The sequence below is a fragment of the Syntrophorhabdaceae bacterium genome, from assembly GCA_035541755.1.
GTDB lineage: Bacteria > Desulfobacterota > Syntrophorhabdia > Syntrophorhabdales > Syntrophorhabdaceae > PNOF01.
On record DATKMQ010000003.1, the window covers coordinates 20,314 to 35,409 of the forward strand.

The 15,096-nt window shown below is 51.0% G+C and carries 12 protein-coding genes, 1 tRNA gene and 1 other RNA gene; 7 read left to right on the plus strand and 7 right to left on the minus strand.

Going from position 1 to position 15,096, the window contains the following annotated elements:
- Positions 1-69: 69 nt before the first annotated feature.
- The 4 genes from VMT62_00200 to VMT62_00215 all read left to right on the plus strand — a co-directional run bounded on the left by VMT62_00200 (position 70) and on the right by VMT62_00215 (position 5,108).
- Positions 70-1,053 carry a tripartite tricarboxylate transporter substrate binding protein gene (locus tag VMT62_00200; protein HVN94827.1) on the plus strand — a complete coding sequence of 328 codons (984 nt, stop codon included), beginning with the start codon at positions 70-72 and terminating at the stop codon, positions 1,051-1,053.
- 124 nt (positions 1,054-1,177) lie between these two features.
- Positions 1,178-2,140 (plus strand): tripartite tricarboxylate transporter substrate binding protein, encoded by a 963-nt coding sequence (locus VMT62_00205; GenBank protein ID HVN94828.1) that lies wholly within the window; start codon positions 1,178-1,180, stop codon positions 2,138-2,140.
- A 28-nt stretch (positions 2,141-2,168) separates the two neighbouring features.
- Positions 2,169-3,074 carry a flavodoxin domain-containing protein gene (locus VMT62_00210; protein ID HVN94829.1) on the plus strand — a complete coding sequence of 302 codons (906 nt, stop codon included), beginning with the start codon at positions 2,169-2,171 and terminating at the stop codon, positions 3,072-3,074.
- Between the two features lie 15 nt (positions 3,075-3,089).
- Positions 3,090-5,108 (plus strand): FAD-dependent oxidoreductase, encoded by a 2,019-nt coding sequence (locus tag VMT62_00215; GenBank protein HVN94830.1) that lies wholly within the window; start codon positions 3,090-3,092, stop codon positions 5,106-5,108.
- 45 nt (positions 5,109-5,153) lie between these two features.
- Here the strand turns inward: VMT62_00215 and VMT62_00220 are convergent.
- Positions 5,154-5,227 (minus strand) — tRNA-Asn (locus VMT62_00220).
- Between the two features lie 109 nt (positions 5,228-5,336).
- Here VMT62_00220 and VMT62_00225 point away from each other — a divergent pair.
- The 3 genes from VMT62_00225 to VMT62_00235 all read left to right on the plus strand — a co-directional run bounded on the left by VMT62_00225 (position 5,337) and on the right by VMT62_00235 (position 9,478).
- Positions 5,337-6,425, plus strand: coding sequence for a M24 family metallopeptidase (locus tag VMT62_00225; GenBank protein ID HVN94831.1), 1,089 nt, complete (start codon positions 5,337-5,339; stop codon positions 6,423-6,425).
- A gap of 82 nt (positions 6,426-6,507) precedes the next feature.
- Complete coding sequence (locus VMT62_00230) at positions 6,508-8,019, plus strand: FAD-dependent oxidoreductase (protein HVN94832.1); 1,512 nt, start codon at positions 6,508-6,510, stop codon at positions 8,017-8,019.
- A gap of 304 nt (positions 8,020-8,323) precedes the next feature.
- Entirely contained in the window at positions 8,324-9,478 is a 1,155-nt protein-coding gene (locus VMT62_00235; GenBank protein HVN94833.1) for an MFS transporter, read from the plus strand.
- 36 nt (positions 9,479-9,514) lie between these two features.
- Here the strand turns inward: VMT62_00235 and tyrS are convergent, their stop codons facing one another.
- The 6 genes from tyrS to prfB all read right to left on the minus strand — a co-directional run bounded on the left by tyrS (position 9,515) and on the right by prfB (position 15,095).
- The gene (gene tyrS, locus VMT62_00240; protein HVN94834.1) at positions 9,515-10,726 is read right to left on the minus strand and encodes a tyrosine--tRNA ligase; all 1,212 of its coding nucleotides are present in this window, start codon (positions 10,724-10,726) and stop codon (positions 9,515-9,517) included.
- Between the two features lie 34 nt (positions 10,727-10,760).
- Positions 10,761-11,540: a TIGR00282 family metallophosphoesterase gene (locus VMT62_00245; GenBank protein HVN94835.1), complete on the minus strand. Its 780-nt coding sequence runs from the start codon at positions 11,538-11,540 to the stop codon at positions 10,761-10,763.
- Positions 11,530-13,083 carry a ribonuclease Y gene (rny, locus tag VMT62_00250; protein ID HVN94836.1) on the minus strand — a complete coding sequence of 518 codons (1,554 nt, stop codon included), beginning with the start codon at positions 13,081-13,083 and terminating at the stop codon, positions 11,530-11,532. Before rny ends, VMT62_00245 begins: the two co-directional genes overlap by 11 nt.
- 167 nt (positions 13,084-13,250) lie before the next feature.
- Positions 13,251-13,430, minus strand: a non-coding RNA gene (gene ssrS / locus VMT62_00255) — 6S RNA.
- A gap of 284 nt (positions 13,431-13,714) precedes the next feature.
- A complete protein-coding gene (gene zapB, locus VMT62_00260) occupies positions 13,715-13,969 on the minus strand; it encodes a cell division protein ZapB (GenBank protein ID HVN94837.1) in 255 nt (84 codons plus the stop codon).
- A 6-nt stretch (positions 13,970-13,975) separates the two neighbouring features.
- Positions 13,976-15,095 (minus strand): peptide chain release factor 2 gene (gene prfB, locus VMT62_00265; protein ID HVN94838.1). Its coding sequence is split into 2 segments (ribosomal slippage): positions 13,976-15,025 and positions 15,027-15,095, totalling 1,119 coding nucleotides; the frame shifts between segments, so codons are not numbered across the junction.
- Between the last annotated feature and the right edge of the window lies 1 nt (position 15,096).

Genomic DNA, 15,096 nt, shown 5'->3' on the forward strand with positions numbered 1-15,096 from the left:
ATACCATTAGAAAAAAAGTTATAATCAACGTAGGCAATGTAACCAAAGAAAACCATAAGGGAGGTAACCATGAGAAAAAAATCCTTGATCGGCCTTGTACTCGTTGTAGCGTTTGCTCTCTGCCTCGGCCTAGATATGGCCAAACCAGTCTGGGCTCAACAAAAATTTCCATCTCGACCCATAACAATCTTCGTCACCTTTGCGCCCGGCGGTATCTCCGACATCACCGCGCGCATCTGGGCGCGATTCATGGAGAAATATCTCCCTGGAGCCACAGTGGTGGTTGACCATAAACCCGGTGGTGGAGGCGTCGTGGGTTACACCTTTGTTGCCAACGCCCGGCCCGATGGGTACACGCTTTTGAATTCCGGCGACTTCTTCACTCCTATTCTGGAAGGAACAGCCACTTACAAAGTCGAGGATCTGGCTGTCATTGCTCAGGTTGCTCTCAACGGATGCGTCTTGGCCGTAGGTCCAGACGCGCCATGGAAGACCTTCCAGGAATTTGTGGATTACGCAAAGAAGAATCCTGGCGCTAAGTGGGCGCATCAGGGGGTCGGCACCTCGGTCTATTTCAGAACGCAGAACCTCAATAAACAGGCCGGATTGAAATTGATCGGCGTACCCATGAAAGGAGATTCGGAGATCATTTCGGCCCTTCTCGGAAAACACGTGGCCATAGGCAGTCTAAGTGCGGGCATGGCAAAAGCCCAGGCAGACGCCGGTAAACTGCGGATCCTTTTCAGCTTCGACCAGGCCAAGGGGTTCGGACTCGATCCTTCTCTCCCGTATATGGCCACAATGTTCCCTAATGCTCCGGATATTGAGGTCGGACTCTATCTCGTAGCCCCCAAGAACACCCCCAAGGACGTTATGGACATTTTAGAGAAGACCCTGGAAAAGATGACGAAAGATCCGGAGTTTATTTCCGAAACCATGAGAATCAATCAGATGGTGAGCTTTGTTCCCGGCAAGGTCGTTATGGAACAAAGGATACCCAAGAAGATGGAACTTGTACGGTCCATTATGAAGGAGGAAGGCCTCATTAAATAGGGCCACGCCATGTTCCGCTACAGGAGGCCGATACTTATGTGCCGCCGCTAATGCCTGTTCTCGAACGCGCAGCGCATGCTATGACTCGCACGGGTCTTACCCATGGTATGGAGGAATTGAGACTATGATAAAGAAGATGATCTTCGGTATTCTGATTTTGGTGCTCATGGCTGGCCTGCTTTGCGGGAGCCTACGGGCGCAACAGAAATATCCTGCCCATCAGATTGAGATCCTTTGCGGTTTTGCACCGGGGACCGGTCCTGACATCCTCAATCGTATCCTCGCTCATCACCTCGAAAAACAGCTCGGCGTCACCGTTGTGCCCGTGAACAAGACCGGAGGTGGTGGTGTGGTGGCGATCACCACAGAAGCCACCGCCCGCCCGGACGGTTACACCATTCTCAATACAGGGGACTATATCATCCCTGTGCTTACCGGGCAGGCCGGTTACGCTATCGAAGATTTGCGCGTCGCCGCCCAAGTCGCCCTGAACGGGACGGTTCTCATCGTCCCGGCCGATTCTCCCTGGAGGACCTTTCAGGATTTTATGGACTACGCTAAGAAAAACCCTGGGATCAAATACTGTCATCCGGGGGTTGGGACCATGGCTGCTATGAGAATGGAAAACATGAACAGACAGGGCGGGCTTAAACTCATAGGTGTCCCCGTTCAGGAGGTGGTTGCCTCGGTCCTGGGAAAACATGTGCCTATCGGCCTCACCAGCAATGCCACGGCAAAACCTCTGGTGGAAGCAGGAAAAATTAGGATCCTTTTCAGTTTTGACCCGGCCAAAGATTTCGGGCTCGATCCTTCAATCCCGGACTTCACAAAGGTCTTTGGCAAGGACGTGCCTGACATCGAAGTGGCTACCTACCTGGCTGTTCAGGCAAAAACTCCTCCGGAAATCGTCACGGTTCTCGAGAGGGCAATAGAAAATATCTCGAAAGATCCGGAATTTGTCAATGAACTTATGAGGAACAATTTCAGGGCGAGTTTCGCCCCCGGCAAGGTGGTCATGGAACAAAAGATTCCCAAGAAACTCACTCTCATAAAGGCTATCTTGCAGACCGCCGCGCCTGCTAAATAGACGGTGAAACCATGCCTGGCCTGAGACTATGAAATCGATCATTCTCTATTTTTCCCAATCGGGAAACACGGCAAAAGTGGCCCGCGCCATCCGCACGGGCGTAAGCAAGATTGCACGACGGTGCGACATAGCGGTCCTCCCGCACGCAGATATGAGAAGTCTTGAGAGCTACGATTTAATTGGCGTGGGAAGCCCCGTATGGAATGGGGTGCCCCTCCATGTGAAACGCTTTGTCGATGCCCTGCCCCGACTCACGGGCAAACATACGTTCACGTTCTGCACCCACGGAACAGTATACGTGCGTTTTTTTCCGACCATGGTAAGGCTCCTCATGAAAAAGGGCCTGGTGGTCGTGGGAACCGGTCATTGGTACGGGAGTGTGAACCACCCTCTTTTTCCTAAACCCTACTTAACCGATGGCCATCCTGATGAGATAGACTTGACCGAAGCCGAACGCTTCGGCGAAAGCATGGTGGAGATCAGCGAGCGGATTGCGGCCGGCGAGACCGGTCTCATCCCCGCTGTTCCCCCCATGCCGCCGCCGAGGACGTTGAAGAGGCCCATGGCCCACATGAAATTCCACACCCAAAAGTGCAGATATCCTGAGTGCACACTGTGTATGGAGCACTGCCGCCTAAGGGTCATCGATCTGTCGGTCTCGCCCCCTATTTTTCCCAGCAAATGTCAGCCCTGCTATTTCTGCGAAATGATCTGTCCTACGGGGGCGATAGAAATCGATTACCAGGCCGACTCCCTGCTCGAGACGGGCCGGGCAAGAAGTATGTTCGTTGATGCCCTTGGTGAAGCCGAAGCCCAGGGTCGATTCCGGAGATTGATTCCCAGGGAACAGATCGGCTGGACCACCCCATTCTACAAGGTTTATGATAAGCATCCACGCTACGTGATTCCCGAAAACGATTATGAAGCGGAGTGATTTGGCCCGGCGCATATGAGACATATCTATAAAGATAAAACGGGTGACCACTATCGCAAACTCTTTGAGCCGATAAATATCGGTAAAATCACCCTGAAGAACAGGATAGCCATGGCGCCCATGGGGCTTTTAGGACTCACCGATCGAGAAGGAAATCCATCACCTCGTGCCATCGATTACTATATGGAACGGGCTCGCGGCGGGGTCGGCCTCATCATCACCGGACTCTTTAAAGTGGAGAATAAGATCGATGTATCCAGGCCATATATGACGCTTATCAGCCATTCTTCTCTCGGTCCCCTGGGCGAGCTTGGCGAGGCCGTGCACGCCCTCGGCGCAAAGATTTTTATCCAATTAACAGCGGGGTTCGGACGTGTTTCAAGGACACCCACTGCCTTCGGTCAACCCGTTTCAGCATCTGCGGTTGCGCACTACTCCGATCCTTCGGTCACATGTCGATCTCTTTCCACGGAAGAAGTCGAAATTATCGTCCGGGCTTTTGGTGATGCCGCGGAAACAGTCGCCACAGCCGGCATGGACGGCATCGAGTTACATGGTCATGAAGGATATCTGCTTGATCAGTTTACCACGGCCCTTTGGAACCAGCGCGTGGACAGATACGGCGGGAGTCTTAAAGCAAGGCTCACGTTTCCCATCGAGATAGTGCAGGAAATCAAAAAGCGGATCGGCAATGAATTCCCCGTGGTCTACCGATTCGGGCTCAAACATTTCATAAAGGGGCCTAACAGGAGTGCCTTCAAAGGAGAGGATTTCGTTGAGCAGGGACGCGACCTTGATGAAGGCGTTAAGATGGCCCGGCTTTTACAAGGCTCGGGCTTTGACGCGCTCCATGTCGATGCGGGGTCATACGATAGCTGGTATTGGGCTCACCCTCCGATTTATCAAGAACACGGCTGTATGATAGAAATGGCGGCATCTGCCAAGCAGGCAGTCAGCATCCCTGTCATCGCCGTGGGCAGGTTGGAAAGTCCCGATGTAGCCGAACAGACGCTAGCATCAGGAAAGGCTGACATTATAGCCCTTGGCAGAGGACTGCTCGCCGAACCGCGTTGGCCCATGATCGTACGGGAAAACAGAAATGAAGACTTGAGACCGTGCATCGGATGCCACGATGGGTGCATGGGCAGGTTCTCGACCTTTCGGCCGCTCTGTTGCACGGTGAATCCGGCCGTGGGAAGGGAAAGAGAGTATCAACTCACTCCAGCCAACACACAAAAAAAAGTTGTTGTAGTCGGCGGTGGAATGGCGGGTATGGAGGCAGCGAGGGCGGCCGCCATCAGGGGCCATTCCATAACACTCTACGAAAAGAGTGAGCGCCTTGGCGGGCATGTGATCGAGGCGGCGGTGCCGGAATTCAAAAAGGATCTGAAAAGACTCATCGAGTGGTATGAGACGCAACTGAAGAAACTTGATATCGAGATACGACTTGGAATAGAGGCCACCGAACAAGACGTCCTGGAACACAATCCCGATGCGGCGCTCGTCGCTACCGGATCGGATCACGTCATGCCCGACTTACCGGGCATAGAGAACCGGCAAGTAGTCACGTGCACCGAGCTGCTTGCCGGTAGAAGTACTGCCCATGGCGCAGTCGTGGTGATAGGCGGCGGGCTTATGGGGTGTGAGACCGCTCTGTGGCTCGCCCAACAGGGCTTAAACGTATCTGTGGTGGAAATGCTGCCGGAGCTCATGCCGGATGTTCTTCATGCGATACCCCGCATGAACAGGATCATGCTGCTCGATCTCATGACCGCCCATGGCGTCAAAACAATAACGGGCGCAGAGGTTCAGGAAATAGCCTGTAACAGCGTTATGATCGCCCGAGCATCATTCGAAAAGAACGAGGTTCCAGCCCAGACTGTTGTGATCGCGACAGGCATGCAGCCCCGGGATGGTCTGTATAGAGCCCTCAACAACAAAATCGCACACCTCTATGCATTGGGAGACTGTAGGGAGCCGAGAAACATAACCGGGGCAATCTGGGACGGATATGAAGTGGGTCGCACCATATGATCGGCACACGGAGAGGGTGGGATGGTCCGCATGGTAATAAAAAAGCTCCCCGGGCAGGACTCGAACCTGCAACCTACTGGTTAACAGCCAGCCGCTACTGCCGATTGAGCTACCGGGGAACGGTGTATAAATAAACTACAAAAAGATACTTCATGTCAAGGATTAGGTGGTGCAAAGCAATTCCATTATATGGCCGAACTTGGTTAAAGTAAGAAAGGAACTTCTTTTATGAGTTTCTCACTGAACGAACGCGATCGACGTTACGAAGCCATCAGGAGGCTCATGCGAGAGGCCGGCCTCGATAATCTCGTCATCGTCGGACGCGACAGCCATACAGCTCGGGGCAATCTACGATATGTGAGTAACCACGGGGTCAACTTTGGTGAACAGTACTGCCTGTTCCCTGTCGATTCAGACCCTGTCTTTCTCGGATCGCCTATCGCATCTTCCCATGTGCGACGGGCCGGATGGATTCATGATTGTGTGGATGTTACGGGCGATTCGGCGCGCGTCATAGAGGAGATTTCCCGTCGCAGCCATGGCGATTCTTTAGGATTGGTAGGCATACAGCACCTGCCCGTTCCACTCTATTTATCTTTGAGAGAGGCATTCCCCCGCAGAATAGTTGATTCCATATCGATCTTCAAACAGTTGCGTCTTGTCAAAAGTCAGGAGGAAATCGCGACGATCAGAGACTCAGCTACCATTGCCGACAGGGCGTACGCCGCTGTCCGGGAGACATTGCAGGCAGGAATAAGTGATTACGAGATTTACGGAGAGGTAAGCAGGGTTATACACAGCATGGGCTGCGAATACTCAATGAATTTTATAGATGGGGAGGCAGCAAAGATAAACTTTTTCTATCCGGTGGGCAACGTGCTCCGCGCTGACAGCACCCTGGCCCTGGAGATCACCCCTTCCCGTGAGGGCTATTATGCACAGCTAACGGTGACAATCCCCGTCACAGAATATCCCGCCCACATCGAACCGTTACTTCCGGTGTGGCGCGAAGCGTTGGATGCTGGAGTTGCTTTTTTGAAACCAGGGATAAAGGCAGACAAAATAGATCGCGTGGTAACTGAAGTAGTCCACAAACACGGCTATACAAGCCCACTTCGTGCAGGACACGGCATAGGGCTTGATGCGCTCGAATTCTTCTCGTTTTCAGCAACTGACAACACCGAGCTCATGCCGGGAATGACAGTGGCGTTTCATCCATGTATCGCTACTCAACCCGGACAAGACGGTATCGGTATGGGATATACGTATCTTATCACCGATGAAGGAGCGGAAAAATTAAGCCAGGTTACCATCTGAGCCCTCGATCGGGAGAAACCCGTAGAAGGCTGCAGACCTTAAATCGAATAACCCTTTTTAGGGACAACACAAGGAGGAGACGATGAAAACCAACAAGTTCCTAATGATGCTGGCCGCGGGTTTGTTCGTCCTTTGTGCGGCAGGCGCGACAAATGGTCAGACCTTGAAGACAGACGTAGTCGTTATCGGCGCCGGCGGCTCGGGAATGATGGCGGCGCTTGCAGCTGCCGAGAATGGAGCAAGGGTAACTGTCTTTGAGGCCAAATCAAATCCAGGAGGCACGAGCAATTTTCCCATGGGGATCTTCGCCGTAGAAAGTAAAATGCAAAAAGAAAGAGGTATTACTCTTTCCCGGGATGAGGCCTTTAATATGATGATGGAATATAATCACTATATGGGCAATGCAAGATTGATTAGAGCATTCATCGACAAGTCGCCCGACACAATTGAGTGGATGCAGAAACAGGGGGTTGAGTTCACCGAACCCTCGACCACAATGCCCGGAGCTCCCCGCACATGGCACCTTATCAAGGGGCGCGGGGGCGCAATGATGAAGGCGCTTGTAGCCAAAGCAAAGGAAAAAGGCATCGATATCCACTTGAATGCGCCCGTAAAGAGGATTCTCAAGGAACAGGACAGAATTACCGGGGTAATCGCGGAAGAGGGCGGGAAGACTCTTGAGGTAAATGCCCGGGCAGTCATTATTGCTACCGGTGGATATGGCGGCAACAGGGACTGGGTAAAGAAATATGCCGGTTTTCAGATAGGAGTTGACATGTTCCCAAGGGTTGATGTGGGCCTTATGGGGGATGGACTTCAAATGGCATGGGATGTCGGAGCCGCTCAAGAAGGAATGGGCCTTGTTGAAATTGAGTACTGGCTCCCCGGGTCGGGCCTTGACGGAACCCAGCTCCTTATCCTCATCCGTCAGCCTTATCTTTGGGTTAACCTGCTGGGCCTGCGCTTTGGAAACGAAGAAACCATGGTCCTCAATAGCCCATTTGCGGGAAATGCGCTGGCAAAGCAAAAAGGGAGGCATTGTTACCTTGTCTTTGACGAGGACACGAAAAACTACATGGAGACGAAAGGCTTCGACCGAGGCGCGAGCAACGTGGGCGGTGTGGCCGGTGACAGGCTCGCCAATCTGGAAGCCCAGATAAAGAGCGCCACGGAAAAGGGAAACAAGAACCTTTTCATCGCAAGCTCTCTTGAAGACCTGGCAAACAAAACCGGCATGAAGCTGGAAGCGTTGAAAACTACGATCAACGAATATAACGGGTTTGCGGCAAAAAAGAAAGACGATCAGTTCGCGAAGAACCCGCTCTATCTCCGGCCCGTAAGAACGGCTCCTTTTTATGCACTCAGAATCTATCCCACGATGCTGGGTACTCTCGGCGGCATAAAGGTCAATGAAAAATTGGAAGTGATGAATAAAGATTTTGACGTGATTCCCGGTCTATATGCGGTAGGGAATAACGTCGGGGTAATGTATGGCGATACCTACAGCTTTGCTATACCGGGAACATCCCTCGGTTTTGCCGTAAATTCGGGACGCATGGCAGGGGAGAACGCGGCAAAATACGTCAGGAGGTAATCTTTAAACCCCATAGGCCTGGCTAAGCCGGCTTAACGAGGGAGGATCACCAGGTAGACTATTCGTGTCGCGTTGTGGCATGCCGTGAGTGCTCACTTAGGCGAGTCATTGCAGGAGGTTAGACTATATCTTTATCATGGTCTCTCGTGGAACATGATTACAAATGGAATAGACACCGACAACATCAATTTGGATTGAGACAGAGGGGCGTGAGATGGTTATCAAAGCACGGCGCTTATCGCGAGCCTGAGTTAAGAGGACGAGACTCATCCCGACAACCCGACACAATGAAAACGTAACGTACGTGACGCTCTTCGCCGTCGTCTTTGCGGTTTCTCTTGGCTTTTCAATGGTCAGCCCTTTCTTGCCGCTCTACCTGAAAGACGTGGGGAGCGGCGGCTTAGGTATTGCCGTTCTTTATTTTTCATATGGCTTGACCAGGCTTCTCTTGTCGCCCGTGGGCGGAAGTTTGTCCGACAGCGCTAACAGGCATACTCTCATTGTCATGGGACTCACTATTTATTGTCTGGTTGCCCTGGGGTACCTCTTTCTTTCCTGGAACCTCGTTTCCTGGACAATTCTTTTTATATTCCAGGGCACGGCAGCGGCATTGGTGCGTCCGCTGGCCTTAGCCTCAATTGCCGATTTTGTCCCCAGAAATCGTGAAGGGACTTCCATGGGCACCTTTGATATCTCTTTCTATATAGCCATGGGTGTTGGGCCCATATTGGGAGGACTTGCGAGAGACCGCTTCGGAATACAGACTGTCTTTGGCTGTCTTTTCTTCCTCTGTGTTTTATCCTTATTCCTCAGTATTCTGTACGTTTCCGATTTTTCCGCTGCGGGCAGGCCTTCACACGACAAAACCTTTCGGACCGCTTTTCAAAATAGACGGCTTCTTGGCCTCGCATCATTCATCTTCACCCGTTCTCTCGGCATAACCGTCAGTGCCGTATTTCTGCCTATTCTGTTGAGTGATCTCAAGTTTAGCGGGCTTAAGATCGGCACAATAATGGCCGTTGGAACGATCTTCACAGTACTATTTTTGCGACCATTCGGAAAGATATGCGACAGGTTGGATCGCGAGACAATTACAAAGGCCGGCGGCATTTGCGTGGCCCTGATGACATGTTCTCTTCCTTGGGCCAAGACATTCTGGCACTTTGCTTTTTTGTGCGCGGGAATCGGCGTGTGCAGCGCTTTGACCATCCCGGCCACTGCTGCCCTCCTTGTGGAAGAAGGTCGTTTTCACGGAATGGGCTTGACAATCGGGTTTTTTAATTCCGCTATGAACCTCGGACTGCTTGTTGGCCCGCTCCTGGGAGGGGTCCTTATGAACAGCTCTTCCCTGTCCTCAATCTTCTATGTGGCCGGTTTAATGGGTGTTGCGGGGATAGTATGTTTCACTGTGCTTTTTCAAAATAGCGTCTCTATCAAAAATGAAGTCTCCGGAGCATGATGCACTCCTTGGCCCCGAGACTCTCCGTGGAATGCCTCACTGTCCTTGGATGATCACCTTCTTGAATTTCCTTTTCCCAACCTTGATGATCAATTCTTCACCGGCGGGCACGTCGTCGGATTTCACCTTCTCGCTGTTGATAGAAACACCGCCTTGAGCGATCATGCGCTTGCCCTCCGAGGTGGATGAGACCATGCCAAGGTTCACGAGAAGCTTAGGGAGCCACTTCTCCACCGCTGCGCTCTCTACCCTCACAACTTCGATGTCGTCCGGTACTTCCTTGTCCCTGAACGTTTTTTCAAAGTTCTGATGAGCCGCTTCGGCTGCTTGAGCGTTGTGAAATCTCGTAATGATCTCCTTTGCCAGCCTTACCTTTGCATCTTTCGGGTGCACAGTACCGGAGCGTATCCCCTCCTTGAGACTCTTGAGATCTTCCAGGGTGATGTCACTTAGGAGTTCATAGTACTTGAGCATGAGCTCATCCGATATGGACATGAGTTTGCCGAACATCGCTTGAGCCGGTTCATCGATGCCCACGTAGTTCCCATAGCTTTTGCTCATCTTGTTCACGCCGTCCGTGCCTTCAAGCAGGGGCACCGTGACGATACACTGAGATTCCTGACCATAAGCCCTCTGGATCTCGCGACCTACAAAGAGATTAAAAATCTGGTCATGACCGCCGAGCTCTACGTCAGTCTTGAGCGCGACCGAATCGTAGCCCTGAACCAGGGGATAGAGGAATTCGTGGATACTGATGGGAAGGTTATTTTGATAACGATTACGGAAGTCTTCCCGTTCCATCATTCGGGCCATGGTGTACTGTGCGCAAAGCCTGATCATGTCGGCGGCATTCATTGCTTCGAACCACTCACTGTTGAATCTCATTTCCGTGGTCTTGGAGTCGAGGATTTTGAAGCCCTGCTCCTTATATGTCTCGGCATTAGCGAGTAGTGTCTCTTTGGATATCTGGGGTCGCGTTTCTATCCTGCCCGTAGGATCACCTATCAACCCGGTAAAGTCGCCGATCAGAAAAATCGCCGTATGTCCGAGGTCTTGAAATTGTTTTAGTTTTTGAAGGACGACCGTGTGGCCGAGATGTAAATCCGGGGCTGTGGGATCAAGACCAAGCTTGACCCTGAGGGGCTTGTTCTGCTCCCTCGAACGTATGAGTTTTTTCCGCAACTCTTCTTCATTGACGAGGTCTACGGCTCCCCGCTTTATTATCTCCATCTGGCGATCAATATCCATGCAAGACCCCATCTTTGCCACGTAGTACCGAGGACTACACCATCTTTTCTTTCACTCTGTCGATCTTGAGACATTTTCTGCTCAACGGATCGATAGTTACACGCACGCCCTGAACCTCCACATCATCCTTTCCCACTTCGAATTTATGAGGTATCTGGGTAATGAATTTCTGCAGAACACCTTCCTTGGCCATACCGATTACGGAATCGGTCGGTCCTGTCATACCTGCATCGGTGATATAACCCGTTCCTCCGGGCAGTATCCTCTCATCGGAAGTCTGCACGTGGGTATGGGTCCCAAATAACGCGGAGACCCTGCCATCGAGAAACCATCCCATGGCAATCTTCTCCGAGGTGGCTTCGGCATGGAAATCTACGATTATGGGCGTCCCTTTCCTGTCGCTTTTTTCGAGGAATTCGTCGATAACGCGAAATGGGCAATCCAGGGGTTCCATGAAAACCCGGCCTTCAATATTAACCACACACAGGGATATGTCGTTCTTTTTGATAACGGTGTATCCAAAGCCCGGATTCCCCCGGGGATAGTTGAGAGGACGGACCACGCGATGCTCCTCCATGAGAAACGGGACCATTTCTTTCTTTTTCCACACGTGGTTTCCTGTGGTGATGGCATCTACACCGCCTTCCAGGATCTCGATGGCCGTAGAAGGGGTAATCCCTATACCACCTGCGAGATTCTCCCCGTTGATGATGACAAAATCGACATGTATGGTTTTCAGGTAGCGAATGACAGCTCCCCGTCCGGGTTTGCCGATCACATCGCCCAGAAACAGGACATCGAGACTACTTGGCATATTCCACTGACCTTGTCTCTCTAATCACAACAACCTTTATCTGCCCCGGATAGGAAAGGTCTGTCTCGATCTTCTTGGCAATATCTTTCGACAGCAGGACAATATTCTCGTCACTCGTCTTTTCGCTATTCACGACGATGCGTATTTCCCTGCCGGCCTGTATGGCATATGATTTCTCCACCCCCTGGAAACCGTTGGCGATGCGCTCTAATTCGTCCAGGCGCTTGATGTAGGTCTCCAGCATCTCTCGTCTCGCTCCAGGCCGCGCTCCGGATAGTGCGTCAGCCGCCTGAACGATCACGTCAAGCAGGTTCACTACCTCCACGTCTTCGTGATGGGCAAGTACGGCGTGGATGATGTCTTCGGATTCGCCGTGTTTCCTCGCCAGGTCGGCGCCGATGGTAGCGTGAGAGCCTTCGATCTCATGGTCCACCGCTTTCCCGATATCATGGAGTAACCCGGCCCGTTTTGCCTCTTTCACATTGACTTTGAGTTCCGCGGCTATGGCCCCGCATATGAATGCGACCTCCAGAGAATGCTGGTAAATATTCTGCGCATAGCTGCTCCTGAACTTAAGCCTGCCCAACAGTTTCACCATTTCGGGGTGAACATTGTGAATCCCGAGATCAAAGACCGCCTGTTCTCCGGCCTCTTTGATCTTTTCTTCCATTTCTTGTGCAACTTTGGAAACTATCTCTTCAATCCTGGCCGGATGTATGCGACCGTCGCTGATAAGCCTCTCTATGGCGATGCGGGCCACTTCCCTCCTCACGGGATTGAAGCAGGAGAGAATCACGGCTTCCGGTGTGTCATCAATAATAATATCAACTCCCGTCGCCGCCTCTAGGGCACGAATGTTACGGCCTTCGCGGCCGATGATACGCCCCTTCATCTCTTCATTGGGAAGGGCAACGACCGACACGGTATCTTCCCCCACATAATCGCCGGCATATCGCTGGATCGCAAAAGCTATGATCTCCTTGGCCTTCTTGTCGGCCTTTTCCTTGGCTTCTTCCTCAATCTTTTTTATAATTTTCATGGCTTCGTACTTGGCTTCGTCTTCAAGCGCCTGGATAAGCATCTTCTTGGCTTCCTCGGCGGTCATGCCCGATATCTTTTCAAGACGCTCTTTCTGCTGTACGATATACGATTCATAGTCCCTTATTTTCGTGTCGAGATAAGACTGCTTGCCTGAGACTTCCCTCTCTTTCTTGCCTAACTCATCCTCTTTCTTGTCCAGGGAATCGAGTTTCTTATCAATATTCGACTCTTTCTGCGATAGACGTCTCTCTGAGTTCTGCATCTCGAGCCTTCTCGACTTCACTTCTTGCTCCAGTTCGTTCCTCGCCTGGAGCACAATATCCTTTGCCTGGATCGATGCCTCCCGGGTCATCACGTCCGACTCCTTCTTGGCATCTTCCAGGATCTTCTTGCCTATCTTCTCGTACTCGCCGATCTTTTTCTTCTGCACCAGCCTGGCCAGAACAAACCCGACGAAAAGCGCCACAACGAAGCTTATGATTGTCAGTATTAGCGTATCCAAGATACCCCCTAAATCTATCTTAAATTATTTAGGGGTTACAATGATAAGGAGGCAAAGAGAAAATACGGCGGTCTACCAACACCTGTTAGATTTCATTGTATACCACCGTATAACATAATCAATATGTATGTCAAATCTCTATATCCTTAAACATTACCCCTAAAATATAAAGCCCCGCAAGTGCCGTGTAAACAGTACGTCTTGAACCTCGATGTTAAGTGGGCGCCATTTTGTCGTATCAGGCTTCTCACTTAAAAAGTGAGCGTGCACACCACGACAAGATACGGCTCCCCGCACTGAGGTGTTGGCTCTAAGCCTACCATTTATCACGTGCACCGCAGGGAACATCTATTGCTTCGAAATCTTCGAACTTTTTTATCAGTCGAAGTGTTCTTCCCTCAAATTTCTCTGCCTGTTTCTTCATCTCAAGATACTCGTCCGTAATCTCCATCATGGCCATGATGACCGCGTTTAACGTGTTCACTATCCCGTACCTGTCAATCACATGGTCAATTTTATCGTGTACATACATAGCATCTCTTTTTATCCTGTCTTCATCTTCTCCGACAAAGGTAAACGGTTGTTTCAGTATGGTTACTTCAACCTTTTTCTCCATCGCACCCTCTGAATACTAAATTTCAACTCTTTCTACTTTTTCGAGAATCTTTGTCACCTTCTCGATAAGCAATTCCCTCTCATTTGCTATCTCAGCTATTTTCTTCTGTACGTCCCTGTCACTCGTCTCAACGGAAGCGATTTTAGCCTTGAGTGTTTCATTCTCGGCCTTCATCGCCTTGTAACCCTCAATGAGCCGGTCAATTCTTTCTTCCAGTTCTTCTACACGGTTTTCGCTAATTATTTCTCTATTTATGCTGAAAATTTCCATATCTATTTAATTATCATACCTTTTCTGGTCAAAAGTCAAGTATAAAAGGTAAGATTTAATAAAACCATCGATATTCCCGTCAAGAACGGCCTCCGCATTGTGCTCTTCATGTTTGGTGCGGTGATCTTTGATAAGTTTATACGGATGTAATACATATGAGCGTATTTGGCTTCCCCACGCTATATCCTTCTTCTCCCTGTTCAGAGAATCTAACTTCTCCTCCTGCTTCTTTTTTTCGAGTTCGTACAAACGGGATTTGAGAATCGCCATAGCTATAGCCCTGTTTTTGTGCTGAGACCGCTCATTCTGGCATTGCACCACGATACCCGTGGGGATGTGGGTGATGCGTATGGCCGATTCGGTCCTGTTCACATGCTGTCCGCCGGGCCCGCTGGAACGGAACGTGTCCACACGCAGGTCTTCTTCCTTTATGGCCACTTGAATATCCTCGGAAATCTCCGGATAGGCATAAAACGACGCGAACGATGTGTGGCGCCGGTTGTTGGCATCAAAGGGAGAAACGCGGACCAGCCTGTGGATGCCCGCCTCACACTTCAAATATCCGTAAGCATGCTTTCCGCGCACGATAAAGGTAACATTCTTGATCCCCGCCTCTTCACCAGGCAAGAGGTCCACAACCTGTGTTTCAAACCCCTTTCTTTCCGCCCACTTGAGGTACATCCTGAGCAGCATCTCGACCCAGTCCTGGGCCTCAGTGCCCCCCGCGCCGGAATTGATGTACACAATCGCATTGCCTTCATCGTTTTCGCCGCTCAGCATCCGTTCGATTTCATAGGTTTCGAGAGATTCGTCCAGGGCGGCTACAAGCGAATCGAGCTCCTCCAGGTCTTTGGCATCCCCGGTTTCTTTCACAAGATCGCTCAAGATGAGTACCTCTTCCAGGTCTTTTTCTTTCTTCTCCCAGCTTTCGATTTCTCCCTGAATTCTCGATCTCTCTTTGAGCGTCTTCTGGGCCTGTTCCTGATTTTCCCAGAAGGCCGCCTGTGAAATCTCCGAATCTAACTCGCCGAGTTTTTTGTTGAGGCCTTCGAGGTCAAAGATAGCCTCGTAACGAGCCTATTCTTTGCTGCAGGTTATCGATCCTGCTTTTGGTTTCATCTAACATG

What these genes read in the sequence shown, in the direction of transcription:
- VMT62_00205 (HVN94828.1), top strand. Translation starts at nt 1,178, where the DNA reads ATGATAAAGAAGATGATCTTCGGTATTCTGATTTTGGTGCTCATGGCT.
- VMT62_00225 (HVN94831.1), top strand. Translation starts at nt 5,337, where the DNA reads ATGAGTTTCTCACTGAACGAACGCGATCGACGTTACGAAGCCATCAGG.
- zapB (HVN94837.1), bottom strand. Translation starts at nt 13,969, where the DNA reads ATGGAAATTTTCAGCATAAATAGAGAAATAATTAGCGAAAACCGTGTA.
- VMT62_00210 (HVN94829.1), top strand. Translation starts at nt 2,169, where the DNA reads ATGAAATCGATCATTCTCTATTTTTCCCAATCGGGAAACACGGCAAAA.
- VMT62_00230 (HVN94832.1), top strand. Translation starts at nt 6,508, where the DNA reads ATGAAAACCAACAAGTTCCTAATGATGCTGGCCGCGGGTTTGTTCGTC.
- VMT62_00215 (HVN94830.1), top strand. Translation starts at nt 3,090, where the DNA reads ATGAGACATATCTATAAAGATAAAACGGGTGACCACTATCGCAAACTC.
- tyrS (HVN94834.1), bottom strand. Translation starts at nt 10,726, where the DNA reads ATGGATATTGATCGCCAGATGGAGATAATAAAGCGGGGAGCCGTAGAC.
- VMT62_00245 (HVN94835.1), bottom strand. Translation starts at nt 11,540, where the DNA reads ATGCCAAGTAGTCTCGATGTCCTGTTTCTGGGCGATGTGATCGGCAAA.
- VMT62_00200 (HVN94827.1), top strand. Translation starts at nt 70, where the DNA reads ATGAGAAAAAAATCCTTGATCGGCCTTGTACTCGTTGTAGCGTTTGCT.